Annotated in this window: 15 protein-coding genes; 3 read left to right on the top strand and 12 right to left on the bottom strand. The window is 72.3% G+C overall.

Annotated features, from left to right (window positions below; all coding sequences use genetic code 11):
- Window positions 1–7: 7 nt before the first annotated feature.
- Entirely contained in the window at window positions 8–991 is a 984-nt protein-coding gene (locus AC07FA_RS19260; protein WP_479076883.1) for a GDP-L-fucose synthase family protein, read from the top strand.
- A 58-nt stretch (window positions 992–1049) separates the two neighbouring features.
- On the opposite strand, the gene AC07FA_RS19255 is transcribed toward AC07FA_RS19260, so the two are convergent.
- The 3 genes from AC07FA_RS19255 to AC07FA_RS19245 all read right to left on the bottom strand — a co-directional run bounded on the left by AC07FA_RS19255 (window position 1050) and on the right by AC07FA_RS19245 (window position 5507).
- Complete coding sequence (locus tag AC07FA_RS19255; protein ID WP_479076882.1) at window positions 1050–2597, bottom strand: sugar transferase; 1548 nt, start codon at window positions 2595–2597, stop codon at window positions 1050–1052.
- Between the two features lie 311 nt (window positions 2598–2908).
- Window positions 2909–4081: a glycoside hydrolase family 26 protein gene (locus AC07FA_RS19250; RefSeq protein ID WP_479076880.1), complete on the bottom strand. Its 1173-nt coding sequence runs from the start codon at window positions 4079–4081 to the stop codon at window positions 2909–2911.
- A gap of 157 nt (window positions 4082–4238) precedes the next feature.
- Window positions 4239–5507 carry a cytochrome P450 gene (locus AC07FA_RS19245; RefSeq protein WP_479076878.1) on the bottom strand — a complete coding sequence of 423 codons (1269 nt, stop codon included), beginning with the start codon at window positions 5505–5507 and terminating at the stop codon, window positions 4239–4241.
- Window positions 5508–5668: 161 nt separating this feature from the next.
- Here AC07FA_RS19245 and AC07FA_RS19240 point away from each other — a divergent pair, with 161 nt between their 5' ends.
- Complete coding sequence (locus tag AC07FA_RS19240) at window positions 5669–6154, top strand: tyrosinase family oxidase copper chaperone (RefSeq protein WP_479076877.1); 486 nt, start codon at window positions 5669–5671, stop codon at window positions 6152–6154.
- Between the two features lie 19 nt (window positions 6155–6173).
- Window positions 6174–7034 (top strand): tyrosinase family protein, encoded by an 861-nt coding sequence (locus AC07FA_RS19235; protein ID WP_479076875.1) that lies wholly within the window; start codon window positions 6174–6176, stop codon window positions 7032–7034.
- A gap of 83 nt (window positions 7035–7117) precedes the next feature.
- Here the strand turns inward: AC07FA_RS19235 and AC07FA_RS19230 are convergent, their stop codons facing one another.
- The 9 genes from AC07FA_RS19230 to AC07FA_RS19190 form a co-directional block, all read right to left on the bottom strand.
- Entirely contained in the window at window positions 7118–7432 is a 315-nt protein-coding gene (locus tag AC07FA_RS19230) for a chaplin (protein WP_479076874.1), read from the bottom strand.
- A 117-nt stretch (window positions 7433–7549) separates the two neighbouring features.
- Window positions 7550–8698 (bottom strand): GNAT family N-acetyltransferase, encoded by a 1149-nt coding sequence (locus tag AC07FA_RS19225; RefSeq protein ID WP_479076873.1) that lies wholly within the window; start codon window positions 8696–8698, stop codon window positions 7550–7552.
- Complete coding sequence (locus AC07FA_RS19220) at window positions 8695–9375, bottom strand: YveK family protein (protein WP_479076871.1); 681 nt, start codon at window positions 9373–9375, stop codon at window positions 8695–8697. Before AC07FA_RS19220 ends, AC07FA_RS19225 begins: the two co-directional genes overlap by 4 nt.
- Before the next feature lie 63 nt (window positions 9376–9438).
- Entirely contained in the window at window positions 9439–10551 is a 1113-nt protein-coding gene (locus AC07FA_RS19215; protein WP_479076870.1) for a glycosyltransferase, read from the bottom strand.
- Window positions 10548–11360, bottom strand: a complete 813-nt coding sequence (locus AC07FA_RS19210) for a polysaccharide deacetylase family protein (RefSeq protein ID WP_479076868.1) — start codon at window positions 11358–11360, stop codon at window positions 10548–10550. Before AC07FA_RS19210 ends, AC07FA_RS19215 begins: the two co-directional genes overlap by 4 nt.
- Window positions 11350–13086, bottom strand: a complete 1737-nt coding sequence (murJ, locus tag AC07FA_RS19205) for a murein biosynthesis integral membrane protein MurJ (protein WP_479076866.1) — start codon at window positions 13084–13086, stop codon at window positions 11350–11352. The genes AC07FA_RS19210 and murJ overlap by 11 nt, the downstream gene beginning before the upstream one ends.
- Window positions 13083–14468: an O-antigen ligase family protein gene (locus AC07FA_RS19200; RefSeq protein WP_479076865.1), complete on the bottom strand. Its 1386-nt coding sequence runs from the start codon at window positions 14466–14468 to the stop codon at window positions 13083–13085. Before AC07FA_RS19200 ends, murJ begins: the two co-directional genes overlap by 4 nt.
- Before the next feature lie 2 nt (window positions 14469–14470).
- Complete coding sequence (locus AC07FA_RS19195; protein ID WP_479076863.1) at window positions 14471–15967, bottom strand: exopolysaccharide biosynthesis polyprenyl glycosylphosphotransferase; 1497 nt, start codon at window positions 15965–15967, stop codon at window positions 14471–14473.
- Window positions 15964–17106 carry a glycosyltransferase family 4 protein gene (locus AC07FA_RS19190; RefSeq protein WP_479076862.1) on the bottom strand — a complete coding sequence of 381 codons (1143 nt, stop codon included), beginning with the start codon at window positions 17104–17106 and terminating at the stop codon, window positions 15964–15966. Before AC07FA_RS19190 ends, AC07FA_RS19195 begins: the two co-directional genes overlap by 4 nt.
- Window positions 17107–17316 lie beyond the last annotated feature (210 nt).

Raw genomic sequence — 17316 nt, 5'->3', positions numbered from 1 at the left:
CCGAGCCATGACGACTGATCTCCCCGGCCCTCCCCAGGAATCCGTCCGCCCCCTGCTACGACCCGGCTCCCGCATATTCGTCGCGGGCCACCGTGGTCTGGTCGGCTCGGCGCTGGTGCGCCGCCTCGCCGACGACGGCCACGAGGTGCTCACCCGCGGCCGGGACCTCCTCGATCTGCGCGAGAGCGCGCCGACCGAGGCGTATCTGCGCGACGTCCGCCCCGACGCCGTCGTGCTGGCCGCCGCCAAGGTGGGCGGGATCATGGCCAACAGCACCTATCCGGTGCAGTTCCTGGAGGACAACCTGCGCATCCAGCTCAGCGTGATCGCCGGGGCGCACGCGGCCGGCACGGAGCGGCTGCTCTTCCTCGGCTCGTCCTGCATCTACCCCAAGCACGCCCCGCAGCCCATCCGCGAGGACTCCCTGCTCACCGGCCCGCTGGAGCCGACGAACGAGGCGTACGCGCTGGCGAAGATCGCCGGAATCACGCAGATCCGCTCCTATCGCAGGCAGTACGGCGCCGCCTACATCAGCGCCATGCCCACCAACCTCTACGGCCCCGGCGACAACTTCGACCTGGAGACCTCGCACGTCCTGCCCGCCCTGATCCGCCGGTTCCACGAGGCGAAGCGGGACGGTGCGCCCGAGGTGACCCTCTGGGGATCGGGCAGCCCCCGCCGCGAGTTCCTGCATGTCGACGATCTCGCCGCCGCCTGTGTCCGGCTGCTGGAGTCGTACGACGGGGAGGACCCCGTGAACATCGGCTGCGGAGAGGACCTGACGATCAGAGAACTCGCCGAGACCGTACGTGAGGTGACGGAGTACCAGGGAAGCATCGCCTGGGACACCTCCAAGCCCGACGGTACCCCGCGCAAGCTCCTGGACGTCTCCCGACTGACCTCCCTGGGCTTCAAACCGCAGATCCCGCTGCGCGACGGCATCGCGCGGACCTACGCCTGGTGGCTCGGACAGCTGCCCCCGCAGAGCTGAGCGCGCGGGCCGGCGGCCCTCGCGTACCGGGGCTCCTCGCATCTGTTCCCCGCCCACGTCAGTAGGCCCCGCGGCCATCGGTGACGGCGCGCACCGTGCGGGCGAGGAGCCCCATGTCCGTGGCCACCGACCAGTTGTCGACGTACCAGAGGTCCAGTGAGACGGTCTCCTGCCAGGACAGGTCCGAGCGCCCGCTGACCTGCCACAGGCCGGTCAGCCCCGGCTTGACCGCGAGCCGCCGGTGCTCGCGCTCGTCGTAACGGGACACTTCCTCCGGCAGTGGCGGACGCGGTCCCACCAGTGACATGTCACCCCGCAGCACATTGATGAGCTGCGGAAGCTCGTCGAGCGAGGCCCGGCGCAGCGCCCGGCCCACCCGTGTCACCCGGGGATCGCTGCGCATCTTGAACATCGGACCTTCGGCCTCGTTCGCCGCGCTGAGCTGCGCCTTGCGGACCTCGGCGTCCGCCACCATCGTGCGGAACTTCCACATGGTGAAGGGCCGGCTGTGCTGGCCGTGGCGGACCTGGCGGTGGAACACCGGGCCGGGCGAGGTGAGCCGCACCGCCATCGCGATCACGAGCAGCAGCGGAGACAGGGACAGCAGCCCGAAGGCGGCGCCGGCCCGGTCCAGGAGAGTCTTGAGCACCGGCTGCGCGCCGCTGCGCAGCGGCGGGGCGATGTGCAGCAGGGTCAGCCCGGCCACGGAGGAGAGCCGCACCCGGTTCGCCGCGGTCTCGGACACCTCCGAGAGCACGCACAGGGGCAGTCCGCTGTCGTGCAGACCCCACGACAGCCTCCGCAGCCGATCGTCCGCGAGCTCCGGCCCGGGAGCCACCAGGACGAGATCGGCGTCGTGGGCGAAGGCGCCGCCCAGCACGGTGGAGAGGTCGTCCTCCGCCGGAGTCGCGGCGAGCCGGCCGGGAACCGGCGCATCGCAGCTCAGCGGGGTGGGCCCCACGGGTATCGCGGCGGCCACCGTGTAGGCGTGCTCCTTGCGGGAGTTGAGCAGATTCACCGCCCGGTCCACGCCGGCCGCCTGCCCGACCACCAGCACGCGGCGCACCGCGAGCCGCCGCCGGGCGGACGACCGCCACCGCCGCACCCCCGACATGAGGAGGGCCGCCGCGAGACCGGGCACGAGGGCCGCGACCGCGATCGCCGGGTCGAGGGGCTCACCGGACACGGTCAGCAGGACGGCGAGCACCCCCACGAGCAGCAGCCAGTCACCGGTGACGCCCAGGGCGCCACCGGCGGACCCGGGCAGCCCCTGTGCGTACCGTCCGCGCGCGGAGCGCACCACGGCCCACACGAGCGCGGACAGTGCCGCCGTGATCAGCGGGGCGGGCTGGTCACCGGCCTGCTGGACGAGCCAGGCCGGACCCCCCACGCCGAGCACGTCGGCCAGGACGAGCAGCGGCAGCTGCCGGCCGGTCCGCTTCCTGACCCGGGGCCGCTCGGTGTGCCGGCGCTCCGCGGTCGGTGTCCTCCACAGCTGCTCCAGGGCCGCGTTCCGGTTCCTGGACGCCGCGGTACGTGGTCGTGGCGCACCTGCCAGCCCCAGGTGCCCGGATATATCTGTGTCAGGTATTTCGACATGCCCCATGAACCCCCCAGCCCACATCGCATCCCCACAAACGGGGCGCATCCGTCGATCCCATGGACTGACGGATGCGCCCTCGCTCGGTGCACGATATCCACACACGTGCCATTTCGCTGGAGTTCCAGTGAAGTTCAGACAGGTCGGATGGTTCGCATCTCAGCCGGTTCCGGACGGGAACTCTGCTTCTGTGCCCGCCTGTTCGGCTTTCCAGTGGTTCGGCAAGCGCTTGCCGACCGGACGAACCGGGGCGTAACTACCGTGCGGTGGTTCGGTTTTGCATGCCGGGGCCATGGAACACGCCCACTGACGCACGCCTAGTAGCGCACGCAGAACTTCCGGTCCGGCAGCCAGCGGCCGAGCCAGTCGCCCAGTGGCACGGTGACGCACCACTTCCGGGAGTTGGGCTCCGGGGCGGGGACGGTCGGCGTGGGCTTGTCCGGCTTCGGGGTGGGCCAGGCCGGTGTCGTCGGCGTCGGTGCCGGGTTCTTGGTGAGCATCGCACGGTACGTCCGGGAGGACTCGGGGTTGTCCGAGCACTGCCATACGCCGTGCGGACAGTAATCCGTGATCGTCTGGTACACCGGGTCGTGGGTGTCGATCCATTCGAGCATGCGGCGCATGTACTCGGGATTGTCGCCGTTGCGGAACAGGCCCCACTCCGGAAAGGAGATCGGCTTGTCGTGCTCGGCCGCGAAGTCGACATGCTTCTGGAGGCCGTACGGGCCGTTCACCTGCTCGTCGAAGCTCCGGCCCGGGGGCTGGTCGTAGGAATCCATTCCGATGATGTCCACCACGTCGTCACCGGGATAGCACTGCGTCCACGCAATCGCGTCCGTCCCCCGGCTCGGGGCGAAATCGAAGCGGAACCTCTGTCCGGGGACGGCACGCATCGTGGTGACGATGCGATTCCAGTACGCCTTCCACGACGCGGGGTCCGGACCGCAGCGGTGCGTGTACGTGATGCCGTTCATCTCCCAGCCGAGCACGATCACGGTGTCCGGGAGCGCCAGCCGGACCAGCCGCTCGGCCAGCCTCCGGAAGTGGTGGTCGTAGTCACCGGCCGCGCCCGCCCTCAGCAGGGTGCGGACCTCGGTGTCGCCGACCCCCTCCTCGTTGCGCTCCAGCATCGGCACGTTGAGTACGAACATCCGGTCCGGGTCCGCGTTCCGCCAGGCCGCCCAGGACCGCAGGAACTCGGGCCGCCCCTCGATGTTCGACCAGAGGTCACCCGGCAGATAGCTGTGCCCGGCCCGCAGCTCCGTGCCGCCGAGCCAGCGCGACAGCTCCCTCGTTCTCCATACGCCCTCGGGGCCGTACCCCACGTAGGCGCCGTGCGCGGTGGTGACGTCCGAGCCGGTCCGTGCGGGCGGGACGCCGTCGGTGGTGTCCGTGCCGGACGAGACCGTTGCGATGATTCCGCCGGCGGCGAGGAGACTGAGCGCAGCCGTCCCGACGCAGATGTTGATGAGACGGCGCTGTGCGGACACGGCTCCTCCTTCGCTCCGGTGTTTCCTCCGACCTGTTCGACAATAGGGAGACATTTTCTTAATCGGGTGGTTCAGGAGCTCAGGAGTGGGCCATTCGCGGAGCAACGCGATTCAAGCCGGACCGTTCGGGTGAAATGCGCGGACGAGTCGGGACCCGTCAGGGGCGGTCGAAAGAGAAAGGCAGCGAGCGTACCCGGTTGTCGAAATTCGAGTCGACCAGCAGGGGATCTCCGACCGTGCCCAGCGTGTCCAGGCGGCTCAGCAGTTCCTGGAAGAGCGCCTTCATCTCCAGCCGCGCCAGATGCGCTCCGATGCAGTGGTGAGGACCGCCCCCGCCGTATCCCAGATGGGGATTGGGACTCCGGGTGATGTCGAAGACGTCGGGATCGGTGAAGACGGACTCGTCCCGGTTGGCCGACGCGTAGAAGAGCACCACCTTCTCGCCGGGGCGGTAGCTCCGTCCGCCCAGGGAGCACTCGTCCGTGACCGTCCGGCGGAACTGGATGATCGGTGTCGAGTGCCGCACGATCTCGTCGACCGCCCCGTCGATGTACCGGTCGAAGTCCGACTCCAGGAGCGCCCGCTGCTCCGGGTGGCGGGCCAGCAGGTACATCCCGTGGGCGATCGCGTTCCGGGTGGTCTCCACACCGGCGACGAGCAGCAGCGAGAAGAAGGAGCCGAGCTGGCGCGAGGTCAGCGCCTGACCGTCCACGTCCGCACGGACCAGGGCCGAGACGAGGTCGTCCGTGGGGCGGCGGCGCCGCTCACGGGCCACCCGCGCCATCACCAGGTGCATACGGGCCAGGGAGCGCAGACCGCGCCCGGGCACCCGCAGCCGGGCCCGCCCCCGCCGCCGCACTCCGACGTACTCCGAGGCGTGATCGATCTGCTGGGAGATCCGGGGCCGGTGGCGTTCCGGAATGCCCATCAGGTCGCAGATGACTTCGAGCGGCAGCCGGAAGGGCGCCGAGGGCATGAAGTCGTCGGGGCGCTCGGCGATCACCTCGTCCACCAGGCGGCGCGCGAGATCACGGATGTTCTCCTCGGCCCCGGCCAGCAGACGCGGGGTGAAGGCGCGCGAGACGATCCGGCGCATGGCGGCGTGCTCGTCGCCGTCCATGTTGACCATGGAGTTCCCGAAGACCGCCTTCGCCCAGGCCGCCGGTTCCGGAGTCGTGACGCCCGGGGCGCTGGCGAAGTGCTGCGGCCGGCGGCTGGCCGCCTTCACGTCGGCGTGCTTCACCAGCGCGTAGAACGCCTCGCCCGACCCGCGCGCCGTGAACCGGACCGGTGCGTCCAGCTGCCGCAGCAGCGCGAAAGCCTCCAGCCGGGCGGGGCGCGGCAAGGTCCAGAACGACGGATCGGCGAGATCCACGTCCTCCGGCCGTAGTACGCGGTCCTTGCTTCCCTGCCTGGGAACAGTCATCGCACAACCTCCACATTCCAGGACGGCCATGCTGACCCGATTCAGGACAAACGGTGTGATCGGCGCGCCGCTCGTCCGAGAACTGTTGCGCCGGTGTCTCGTTGTCAACGTCGGATATGTCAACACCTCGGAAGAGTGGACGAGAGGCAGGCGTGCACACCATGGGCCAGACCACGGACACACGAGGCACGGGGGCCGGCCGACGCGGGGTGTCCCGCCGGATCGTGCTGCGTACCGCCTTCACCCTGGGAGTGACCGCGGGCACGGCGGCGGTGCTCGCCCCCGTCCTGGCCGGAGGGCCGGAAGCCGAGCCCCCGTCGGCGAAGGGGGGCGGCGCGCAACCGGAACGGTTCGCCGAGACGTACCGCGGCCGGGACATCAGGGGCACGGCGACCGTCATGGTCCCGGCGGGCGGCCCGGGCGGCGACATCCGGGCGGCGGACACCGGAGCCACGGCCGCCGCGCCCCACCTCGACGTGCGGGTGGACGGACGGCCGTTGCACATCATGAGGCGCGCCGACGGCAGTTACGTGAGCGAGGCCAACCACTACGAGTCGTTCCCGACGCTCCTGGCCACGGCTCGCGCCGCGGTCGACGAGCTCGGGACCGCACGGCTGTCGGCGGCCCCGTCGCGGCACAGCATCTGAAACGGGAGGACCAGTACGGGTGTACAACCGTAAGAACCAGCGGAATCTCACGCGCACCGAGAAGCGGCGTCTGGTCGGCGCGATCCTGGAACTCAAGCGATCGGGCCGGTACGACGAATTCGTGGTCCTGCACCGGGAGTTCTACGTCACCGACGGCGAGGACCGGCCGAGACCCGCTCATATGGCCCCATCCTTCTTCCCGTGGCACCGCCAGTACCTGCTGGAGTTCGAGGCGGCTCTGCGGGAGGTCGATCCGGGGGTGTCCCTCCCGTACTGGGACTGGACGTCGGACAACACGCCAAGTGCCTCGCTCTGGGCCGACGACCTGCTCGGCGGCAACGGCAGATCCGGTGACCGGCAAGTGATGACGGGGCCGTTCGCCTACACGGAGGGGAACTGGACCATCAACGACGGAGTCACCGAACAGCCCTTCCTCACAAGGAACTTCGGCCGCCCCTCGGACCCGGTCGCCCTGCCGGGCAAGAAGGACGTGGCGGCCGCCCTGAAGGACCCGGTGTACGACGCCGAGCCGTGGAACAGCGTCAGCACGACCGGATTCCGCAACCGGATCGAGGGCTGGGGCATCAGAGGATCGCGCGGCGTGAGCAACCACAACCAGGTGCACCGCTGGGTCGGTGGTCTGATGGCGGGCGCCACCTCCCCCAACGACCCCGTCTTCTGGTTCCACCACGCCTTCATGGACCTGCTCTGGACCCGCTGGCAGAAGGCCCACCCGCGGTCCCGGTATCTGCCCGGCAGGGCTGCCGCGGGGTCCGGCCCGGACCGTGAACGGGTCTTCGGCCTCGACGAGCCCATGCCGCCCTGGGACGTCGCGCCCTCGAAGCTCCTCGACCACTCGCGCCTGTACCGGTACGTCTGAGCCGCGGCCGCCCCGGGCACGCGAAAGCGGCCGGGCCTCCCCTCCGGAGCAGGAGGAGGCCCGGCCGCTTCACGGTGCTCGGATCAGCCGCCGTAACCGTAGTCGCCGTTACCGTGGTCCGACGGGCCCTCGTAGTCGCCCGGGCCCTCGTGGTCGCCGGAAAGGTTCACGCAGGTGTTGCCGAAGGCCGGGTTCAGCAGGCCGATGACGTTCACCGTGTTGCCGCAGAGGTTGACCGGGATGTGAATCGGCACCTGGACAGCGTTGCCCGAAAGGACACCGGGGGAGTGGGCGGCGACGCCCTGGGCTCCGGCGTCGGCGGCAGCCATGCCGGCGCCGCCGGCGATCAGGGCACCCGTGCCTGCCATGACAGCGGCTGCCTTCGAGATACGCGACATCAGTTCTCCTTGTGAGAGGTGGGGAGTCCACGGAGCGTGGGGCCCCGTATGACCTGACAACGTAAAAATCGACAGACGGTAACGGACTGGCACAAAAGTCGTAACCCGGCTGCGGCATCACCGGCCGATGCCGGGGAGGGCGGTCAGCCGTCCGTGCCAGTCGCGAGCGGCGGGAAAACGGCTCTTCACGGTCTCCGCCGCCAGGTCCCGCGCACTCAGCTGCGACACCCGCAGCCGCAGCAGCGGATCGAGGCCGGAACGGGCCAGCAGCAGCCGCTGGTTGACGACGGGGACCGGCTCCCAGTGGTTCTTGTACTGCTCCGAGCCGCGCAGCAGACTCAGTACCGTACGCCCGGTGTCGGCGGCCTGCTGGGCCACCTCGCGCAGCAGCATCGTCGCCACGTCCACCTTCCGCTCCCTGAGCGAGGGATGGGCCCCGTACAGATAACCGCCGGTGAGACGGTCCGACTGGAGCGACATGTTCACCGCCACCACCTCGCCGTCCAGCAGGAACTCCGTGAGGGCGGCCCCGCCGGTGCGGACCATCCGCCGGGTGGCCCGCACCAGATGCGCCGAGAACCGCGGCCTCAGGTGCTCGGGATTGACCCCGCGGCCGGTCCACTGGAGTTCGTGCAGGCGCAGCAGCCGGCCCACCGCGCCGGGCACGTCGAGCGCGGACACGGGACGGCATGTCAGCGGCAGCGCGTCGATCTTGCGCAGCTTGGCCCTGACCCGCTGGGCCCGCGATCCCGGCAGCCGCTGGAGCAGTGTGCCGATCGGTTCGGCGGGCAGCTCCATGCAGGTCGAGTCGTCGAGCCGGGTGCGGGTCCCGGCCCACCTCTCGTACAGGAGCTGGGCCGAGGCGTCGGGCCGCACCTCCCGCAGGTCGACCACCGCGTGCCGGGCGGCCCGGTCGAGCCCGCGCTCCAGGGCCACGAGCGCGTCCTTCGACTCCTCCTCGTCGACGAGGACGTCGAAGAAGTCGGAGATCGCGCCGCCCATGGGCACGAGCAGAGGCATCGGACGGTGGACGAGCATCAGCGGAGCCGCACCGATCAGACGCCCGTCACGCCGGGCCAGCACCACCCGGAGGCGGCCGGAGTGCCCGTAGGACAGCCACCACGAGTGGAGCCAGGCATGACTCTGGAACGGGGTGGCCGTCCGGCAGCGGCGATGCAGCGCCTCCCAGTCGTCCGCGAGCCCGGCGAACTCGCCGAGGTCACGGCAGAGCGTGACGGTCAGACCCTCCCCGCGGCCGGCGCTCATGACACGAGCTCCCTCTCGTCCGCGGCCGCCGGCTCACCGGTCGCCTGGGCCGGGGCGGGCACATGGGCCTCGGAGCTCCTGCGCGCCGGACGCGGCCGCACGAGGAGGACCAGGCCGCCGAGCAGTCCGCCCGCACTGGCTCCCACGGCCGTCCCCAGCGGGGCGGACGGGGAGACCGGCTCCTCGGGCGCCAGGGCGTGGCTGAACTCGATGAGCTTCACCCCGGTCTCCTTGGACACGTGCTCGCTGCTGACGACGACGGCCTCGATGACCGCGTTGGCGATCTCCGCCGCCCGGCGCGGAGAGTCGGCCGTACCGGTGACCGCGATCATGGGTGAGTCGGGTGAGGTCTCCGACCGCACCTGGGCACGTAGTTCCTTCAGCGGCTCCCCGGCGGCCCCGTGCGCGTAGGTGAGGGTGGGGTCGCTGGTGGCCAGCCGGCCGTAGGACTGGGCGAAGCCCAGGGCGGCGGCGGCGTCGGTGCCCTTGTCGGTCACGGCCATCGCGTAGCCGGTGGACGCGTACTGCGGGGTGGCGAGCAGCCCGTAGGACAGACCGCACACCGCGCCGAGCAGGGCACAGGCGGGCAGCGGCCACCAACGGGGCAGCGGGGGAAGGGAACGCAGCCGGCTGAACCGTCCGGGGACGGCCGGCCGCTGCTCGGGCGACTCGGTCATGAGGGTGCTCTCTGTCGGGGGATGGTGGCGGTGGACTGCTGAGGGGAGGGGCGGCCCGGAACCTCAGCGCCCGCTCAGGGCGCGCTCGTAGACGTCCATGAGGTGTCCGCTGCTGCGTCTGATGTCGTAGTGGCCGACGGCCGGGGGCGGCGGCAGCCGGTGAGGTCCCGCCCGCATCCGCTGCCGCAGGGCCGCTGTCAGCTCCTCGGCGTGGCCCGTGATGCGGGTGGTGCCCCAGGACTGGTCCGCGGGCAGATCCTCGATCGCGGGGCACGCGGCGTGCAGTACGGGCAGCCCGGCGGCCAGCGCTTCGACGACGGCCAGACCGAAGGACTCCTCGCGCGACGTCGAGACGAAGGTGTCCATGGCGCTGAGCAGCGCGGGCACGCCCGGCCCCGCGCCTGGCCGCTCCTCGTCGCACTCGCCGAGCAGCCGGATCCGGCCGGCCGCTCCGAGCCGCTCCGCGAGGGCGGTCAGCGGGCCGCGTTCCGGCCCGTCCCCGGCCAGCAGGAGATGGGCGCCGGGCAGCGCGGCGACGGCCCGGACCAGGACGTCGAAGCGTTTGCCGGGGACGAGCCGGCCGACGCCCCCCACCACGAAGGCGTCGTCGGGGAGGTCCAGCAGCGCACGGACGGCCCGTCGTCGCGCGTCGTCGTACCGGAAGCGCTCCGCGTCGATCCCGTTGGGTACGAGGTGGATCCGCGCCGCGGGCACACCCCAGTCCCGCAGCCGTCCCGCGACGGTGGAGGACACGGCGACCGTGGCCGAGCCGAGCCGCTCCGTCCGCAGGTAGAGCGCGCGCGTGGAGCGGGTGAGGGGACGCCCCTCGATCTCCGCGTGGCCCAGGGAGTGTTCGGTGGCGACCGTGGCGCGGACCCCGGCCAGCCGGGCGGCGATCCGCCCGTAGACACAGGCGCGGTAGAGATGGGTGTGGACGAGGTCGTAGGTCCCCCGCCGGATGATCCGGGCCAGCCTCGGCAGCGCCGCGACGTCGCGGTTGCCCTTCATCCCCAGATCGGTGACGCGTACGCCGTCGGCGCGCAGCCCGTCCGCCACCGCACCGGGGTTGGTGAGCGTGACGACGTCGCAGGACACCGGCAAGTGGCGCAGCAGCAGCCGCAGTTGCTGCTCGGCGCCGCCGATCCCGAGGCCGGTGATGATGTGCAGGGCCCTCATCGGCGCTCACCGGAAACCGCGGTCGCGGTCTCGGGCAGCCGGCCGGGGGCCGCTCCCGCCCGGTACCGCAGCCGGTGGCGCACGTCCTTGGCCCGGAGGCGTACCGCGCGGTCCGCGTGGCTGATGTGGGTACGCGGCAGGGTGAACGGGCCGAGCAGCGGACCGGGGGTGATGGCGCAGCCGTAGCCGTACCCCGCGTCGCGCACCGCATCGGCCACCCGCTCGTCGACCGCCCCGTACGGGTAGCAGAAACCCTCGGGGACGACGCCGGTGATGTCGTGCAGCAACTCCCGGCTGCGGTACGTCTCCAGGCGCAGTTCGGCGCCGGAGAGCGACGTCAGATCCCGGTGCCGCAGACCGTGCGAGCCGATCTCCATCCCCGCGTCGGCGGCGGCCCGGATGCCCTCGGCGGTGAGGAGCGGCTTGTGCGGGCCGGGCCGGTCCCATTCGTTGGAGCCGCCGAGCCGGCCGGGCAGGACGAACACGGTCGCCGAGCAGCCGTGGCGCCGGAGCACCGGAAGGGCCTCGCGGACGAAGTCGGCGTAGCCGTCGTCGAAGGTCAGCCCGACGAGCCCGCGCCGGCCCTCGGCGGGGGCGCGCAGCAGCGTGGCGACGCTCACGCCGGTGTAGTGGCGGCGCCGCAGCCAGGCCAGCTGCCGGTCCAGCCGCTCGGGGGAGACGGTGATGCCGTACGGGTCGCTCGTCCGCTCGCACACGGAGTGGTACGTCAGGATCCACGGCTGGGCACACGCGGGCTGTCTGAGCCGGGCGGAGCGCGAGTCGGCACGAGCCGATGGGTCAGCGGCCATGAAGCAACCTCCGTCGGGTGAGGGTCAGCAGGTGAACGACTTCCGGAGCTCTGAACAGGAGCCCGGCCAGGAGGAACAGGACCGGTACGAGGACGCAGCCGCCGGCCACGCTCAGGAGGGGGTCGGACACCAGGGGCGCCGCCAGCCAGCCCGCGCCCCCGGCTACCGCGGCGGCGCCGGCCAGCCGGACCAGCGAGAGGCTGACGGCCCCCACCCGGATGGCGACCACGCGCGTACCGAGTCCCATGAGCAGCAGCATCGCCGCCGTGCTGATCCCGACGGCGTTGGCCGCCGCGATGCCGTTGACGCCGAACCGGTGGGTCATGGCGAATCCGGCACCCGTGGTGACCAGGAGTCCGGTGGCCATCGCGAAGACCGGGAACCAGGTCGGCCGCCCGGCGGAGAAGTACGGCCGGCTCAGCGCCCCCACGAGCGAGTGGCCGAGGAGCCCCAGCGCGTACACCCGCATGGCGTCGGCCGTCGCCCGGGTGTCCAGCGCGTCGAACGCCCCCCGCTGGAAGAGGACTTCGACGATCTGGGGCGCGTACCCGAGCACCATCGCCGTCCCGGCCAGGACGACCAGACCGGCCAGCGCGAGGTCGCGCTCGACCCGGTCGCGGGCCTTCTCCCGGTCGCCGTTGGCCATGGCGCGCGCGACGACGGGGAAGGTCACCGTGCAGATCATCAGCGAGAGCACCATCGGCATCTGCGCGACCTTCTGCGCGTAGTTCAGGTGCGAGATGGCGCCGGCCGGCAGCGAGGAGGCGAGGAAGCGCTCGACCAGGACCTGCGCCTGACGGCTCACCACGAAGATCACGACCGGGGCGAGGACCGTGGCACCCAGCAGCGGAGGAGCCGCCCCGGCGAATCGCCGACCGGCACCCGGGCGCCGGCCCCGTCCGGCACCGGACGTCCGGGCGGGCATGAGCCGTGCGAACGCGGGGAGCTGGGTGAGGATCATCAGGACACTGCCGACGGCGACACCCGCCGCCGCCGCGCGCACACCCCAGAGGGAGTGCAGAGCGAACATCATGCCGATGATGCCGACGTTGTACGCCACGTAGACCCCGGCGGGCGGCAGGAAGCTGCGGTGGGCGCGCAGGGCCGCGCTGAGATAGCCGGTGAGACCGAAGGTGAGCACGGTGACGGACGTCAGGCGGGTGCAGTCGACGGCGAGCCGCGGATCACTCAGACCGGGCGCCAGGATTCCCACGACCCACGGGGCGCCCAGCGCCAGCAGCGCGGCGGCACAGGCGAGCAGCGCGGACAGCCGGGGCAGGGTGGCCGAGATCAGCTCCCGTACAGGGTCGTCCGCGCCGCCGGTGGCGCGCTCCCGCTTCCGGCCGGTGCCCGCCGCCCGGCGCGCCAGGGCGTGGCTGAACGCCGGGACGAGCAGCAGCGCCATCCCGTCCTCGATCAGTACGGTGGCGGCCATCTCGGGCACGGTCCAGGCGATCAGGAACGCGTCGCTGGCACCGCTCGCGCCGAAGAGGTGGGCGATGGCCTGGTCGCGTACGAGCCCGAGAACGGCCCCGGCCACGGTCAGCCCGGCCGTGACGGCGGCGGCCCGGGCGAGGAACCGGCCGAGCCCGGGTGCCTCCGCGCCCCCGGTCGCCGCCGTGCCGGGGCCGGGGGCGACGGCCTTCCCAGGGGGAGGGGACGGGACGAGGCCGGGTTCCGGGAGCGCCTCCACCGGCGGACCCGACTCGATACCGGTGTTGTTCACGCTGGCCGCGCCTTCTCCGGCTCGGCCAGCGCCCACCAGGCGGCCAGGCCGAGCACGACTCCCGTGAGTACGGTCGAGGGGCCGCCGATGTCCGCGTACAGGAAGTCGACGGTCTGCCACAGCATCAGCCCGGCCGCGACGAGTCCGCAGTCCACGGCCGTGTCCCCGCGCCCGCGCCCGGTGATCACCCTGCGCACTCCGCCGACGAGGATCGCCAGCCAGCTGCCGGCGAGGGTGATGAGCCCGATCAGTCCCTGCTCGCCGAGGACGAGCAGATACATGTTGTGCGGGGAGAGCAGCGGCTGCTTGCGGAAATCCTGACCGGCGCCCGCCGTGTCGCTGCCGGCGGAGAGCGCGATCGAGGCGTGCCCGTCGCGGTGCGCGGGGAAGCCCTTGAGGCCGACGCCCGCCGCCGGTTCCTCGCGCCACATGCTCGCCGCGGCGGCCCACAGGGTGTACCGGTCGGTGACCGACTGGTCGGGGGCGGCGGTCACCTCGGTGATGCTGGTGAGCCGTTGCGAGACCATCTCGGAGCCGATACCGAGACCGCCGACGAGGACGACCCCGGTGGCGCACAGGACCGCCAGGGCGCGTACGGCCTGGCGCGCTCCGGTCAGGGCGATGAGAGCGAGCGCTGCGATCACCGTGGCGATCCACGAGCCCCGGCTGAAGGACAGCACGAGGGCGACGAGCAGCACGGCGGTCGCGCCGAGGGCGCAGGGCCGCAGCCACCGAGGAGCGCCCTCCGGCGTACGGAGTACGTAGGTGGCGGCCGCGAGCAGACCGAAGGCGACGACGGTGGCCATCCCCATGATGTCGCCGGGACCGAACGTGCCCACGGCCCGGACGTCCTCGCCCATGTAGGAGGCGCCCGTGCCGGTGGCGTACTGGTGAAGGCCCGTCACGCCCTGGACGAGCGCCAGCAGCACGAGGGCGCCGACCACGATCCGGAAGCCCTGGGCGTCCCTGACCAGGAGGAACACGGCGGCCGGTACGAGGACGAAGACCTGGAGGTAGCGGACGAACCCGGGCAGGGCGGCGGAGGGGTCCGCCGCGGTGACCGTCGCCACGGCGATGCCGAGCGCGGGCAGCCCGAGGACGAGAGCGGCGGCCGGCGTCAGCGGACGCCGCCGGAGATACAGCAGGCGGGCCAGGCACACCAGTACCGCGACGCCCGATGCGAGGTCGGCCGGGCGCGTGACCTGTGCCTCGCCGGCCGCCGCGTCCGTGACCGGAAGGGCGAGCAGCAGCACGGTCGCGATCAGCGGCAGCAGCGGCCACTGCCGCGTCCACCGTCCCGCGCGCGGGATGCCCGCGCCGGCGGGGACCCGTGGACGCGGAAGAGTGGCGGCGGCGGGTTCGGCGGTCCAGGTGGCGGCCACGGTCAGCTGCCTCCCGGCCGGAACAGGGAGCCGGCGGTGCGCGCCAGGACGCATACGTCCTGCCAGAGCGACCACGTCTCGATGTAGTGGTTGTCGAAGCGGGCCCGGTCCTCGATGGACGTGTCGCCGCGCAGCCCGTGCACCTGCGCGAGCCCCGTGATACCGACGGGCATCCGGTGACGGGCCCCGTAGCCCGCGTGCAGACGGCTGAACTGGTCGACGAAGTAGGGGCGTTCGGGGCGCGGACCGACCAGGCTCATGTCGCCGCGCAGCACGTTCCACAGCTGGGGCAGTTCATCGAGGGAGGTGCGGCGCAGCAGCCGGCCGACGCGGCTCATGTTCCGGTCGGCGGCGACGTTCCACCGGGTGGCGGACTCGTGCGCGTCGGCCGGCCTGATCGTGCGGAACTTCAGGAGGACGAAGGGCCGTTCGTGCCGTCCGATGCGCTCCTGGCGGAAGATCACGCCGGGCCCGTCGGAGATCCGTACGGCCAGCGCGCAGACCGCGAGCAGGGGTGCGGTCGCGAGGAGGGCGACCGCGGCCAGCAGGGCGTCCATGGTCCGTTTGGCCGCGTACGCCACCGGCCGTCCGCCACCGTTGTGCAGCGAGTACGCGGCGAACCCCCACAGGTGGTCGGGGCGTGCGGCGGCCCCGCGCGGGGCGAAGGCCCCGGCCGCGGGGCCGTTGATCAGCCACATCCGGCAGCCGTGCCCGGCCAGCAGCGCGAAGAGCGCTTCACCGTCGCGGGTGGCCGCGGGGGCGGTGGTGAAGAAGGCGTCGCGCACGCTGTTCTGGATGACCGCGCGGCCGACGTCCTCCAGGGTGACCAGGACGGGCAGCGGGGCGGCGCCGGCCGGGGGAGCCGCGGGGGCGTCGGGGGTGGCGGGCGTGGGATCGACCCGGCCGACCGGCCGGAGCCCGTACTCGGGGTGCCCGTGCAGGGCGGCCGCGACCTCGTGGGCGACCGGCCCGTGCCCCACGACCAGGGCCGACCGGGGGGCGCGGGCCGCGGAGCGGAGCCGCGAGCGGTGGGCCAGGACGCGGGCGGAGCAGCACAGCAGGGTCTGGGTGAGGACCGCGAGTCCCAGCGCCTGCCAGCCGATCGCGTAGCTCGGGTCGTACGCGGTCAGCACTTCCGCGGTGGCGAACCACTGGAGCAGGGTGAGGCCGAGGAGCGCGGGCAGTTCGGCGAGGCAGGACGTGGAAAGACCCGGCCGGTACAGCCCCCGGTGGGCGTGCAGCAGCAGTTGTGCGGCCACCTGGACCGCGATCACGGCCGGCGGCCAGGGGGTCGCGGGCAGCACGGCCGGGGTGAGACCGAGGGCCAGCGCGTCGGCGGCCAGCAGCCGGCCGGAGGGCCCGTGTCCGCCGAAGCGGCGTGCGGTGCGCCGGGAGGGACGGTGACCGGTGCCCCGGCGAGGCGGGTGGATGGTGGAGGCCGTGGGAGGTTCGGCCGTTGCCTGGGCAGCGCGGGGTGCGGGGGCTCTCTCCGTAGTCATCGGTCGGTGCGCTCTCTCGTCGTGGGCCGGGACAAGCCGACAAGTTCCTGATAGATGCGGTGGACGGCTCCTGCGGTCTTCCGGACGTCGAAGACGGATCGCGTGTGGGTCAGGGCGGTACGGCCCAGCTCGTCCCTCAGCGCCGGATCGGTCAGGAGGCTGGTGAGCGCGGCCGCGAGGGCCGCCGGATTCTCGGGGGGTACGAGGCAGTGGGCTTCGTGACCGGGGGGCAGGCTCTCCCTGGCCCCGTTCACATCGGCCATCACCACCGGTCTGCCGCAGGCCATGGCTTCGAGCGGGGCCAGCGCCATTCCCTCCCACCGGGAGGGGAGCACGAGGACGTCCGCGGCGTGGAGCCACGGGCGGACGTCCTGGCTCGCCCCCGTGAACACCACATCGGCGGGGGCCATGTCACGCAGCCGCCGCTCGCAGGGTCCGTCTCCCACCAGGACCAGCCGGGCGCCGGGGACGCGCAGCCGCTGCCAGGCGCGTAACAGCACGTCCTGGCCCTTCTGCCGGCTGAGCCTGCCGACGCAGACGACCAGTGGCGTCCCGGCGCCGATGCCGCCCGGCAGGGGGAGCGCGGCACGGGCCGCGGCACGCTCCGCCGGGCCGCCAGGACGGAAGTGTCCGAGATCGATGCCGTTGTGGATCACGGACCACCGGGCCGCGATGCCGGCCTGCTGGCCCGTACGACGCTCGGACTCGCTGACACAGACGATGTGATCGCTCCAACGGGCCCCGAACCGCTCCCAGTTCAGGGCCATGCGTGCGGTCCGGCCCTCCACGGCCTCGAAGGACCAGGCGTGCGGCTGGAAGACCGTGGGGATCCGTCCCCGGACCGCGAGCCGGCCCGCGAGGCCCGCCTTGGCGCTGTGGGCGTGCACGATCTGAGGGCCGCACTGCCGGACGAGCCGGCCCGCGGTGGCGACTTCGGCGGCCAGCCGGGGGCCGGGGTCGCGCACGGCCGGCCAGGGGAGCACGTCGGCGCCCGCCGCCTCGGCTCCGGCCGCGAGCGGGCTTTCGGCCGGGCAGGCCACCACGGGCCGCAGGCCGGCCAGGGCCTGCGCCCTGACGAGGTCGGTGACGACGCGGGCGACGCCGCCCTCCACCGGCTGGACCAGATGGAGCACTGTCACTTGTCGTTCTTCAGAAAAGCTCTTTTGCCGCACGCATGGCTCTCTTCTCACGTGCCCCCCGAAGGACGGGACCCGAAAAGGCGCCGACGGCAGGGAATGTCAACAGGGGAAGCCCGGGTCATCGAAATCATCAAGGTGGGCGGCTGGATTCCAAGGACTGATCAAGTGGGTAAAACAGAAGTGCACTTTGGCAGACAGTTGACGAGAAAA

The sequence above is a fragment of the Streptomyces sp. NPDC045968 genome (genome assembly GCF_056430475.1).
Note: the sequence above shows the minus strand (reverse complement) of the source record. Positions and strands in the feature narration are given on the sequence as shown.

Bases quoted from the DNA above. Each gene is read 5' to 3' on its own strand.
- AC07FA_RS19260 (WP_479076883.1), top strand. From the start codon at position 8: ATGACGACTGATCTCCCCGGCCCTCCCCAGGAATCCGTCCGCCCCCTG.
- AC07FA_RS19255 (WP_479076882.1), bottom strand. From the start codon at position 2,597: ATGGGGCATGTCGAAATACCTGACACAGATATATCCGGGCACCTGGGG.
- AC07FA_RS19245 (WP_479076878.1), bottom strand. From the start codon at position 5,507: ATGACTGTTCCCAGGCAGGGAAGCAAGGACCGCGTACTACGGCCGGAG.
- AC07FA_RS19240 (WP_479076877.1), top strand. From the start codon at position 5,669: ATGGGCCAGACCACGGACACACGAGGCACGGGGGCCGGCCGACGCGGG.
- AC07FA_RS19230 (WP_479076874.1), bottom strand. From the start codon at position 7,432: ATGTCGCGTATCTCGAAGGCAGCCGCTGTCATGGCAGGCACGGGTGCC.
- AC07FA_RS19225 (WP_479076873.1), bottom strand. From the start codon at position 8,698: ATGAGCGCCGGCCGCGGGGAGGGTCTGACCGTCACGCTCTGCCGTGAC.
- AC07FA_RS19220 (WP_479076871.1), bottom strand. From the start codon at position 9,375: ATGACCGAGTCGCCCGAGCAGCGGCCGGCCGTCCCCGGACGGTTCAGC.
- AC07FA_RS19215 (WP_479076870.1), bottom strand. From the start codon at position 10,551: ATGAGGGCCCTGCACATCATCACCGGCCTCGGGATCGGCGGCGCCGAG.
- AC07FA_RS19210 (WP_479076868.1), bottom strand. From the start codon at position 11,360: ATGGCCGCTGACCCATCGGCTCGTGCCGACTCGCGCTCCGCCCGGCTC.
- AC07FA_RS19195 (WP_479076863.1), bottom strand. From the start codon at position 15,967: ATGACTACGGAGAGAGCCCCCGCACCCCGCGCTGCCCAGGCAACGGCC.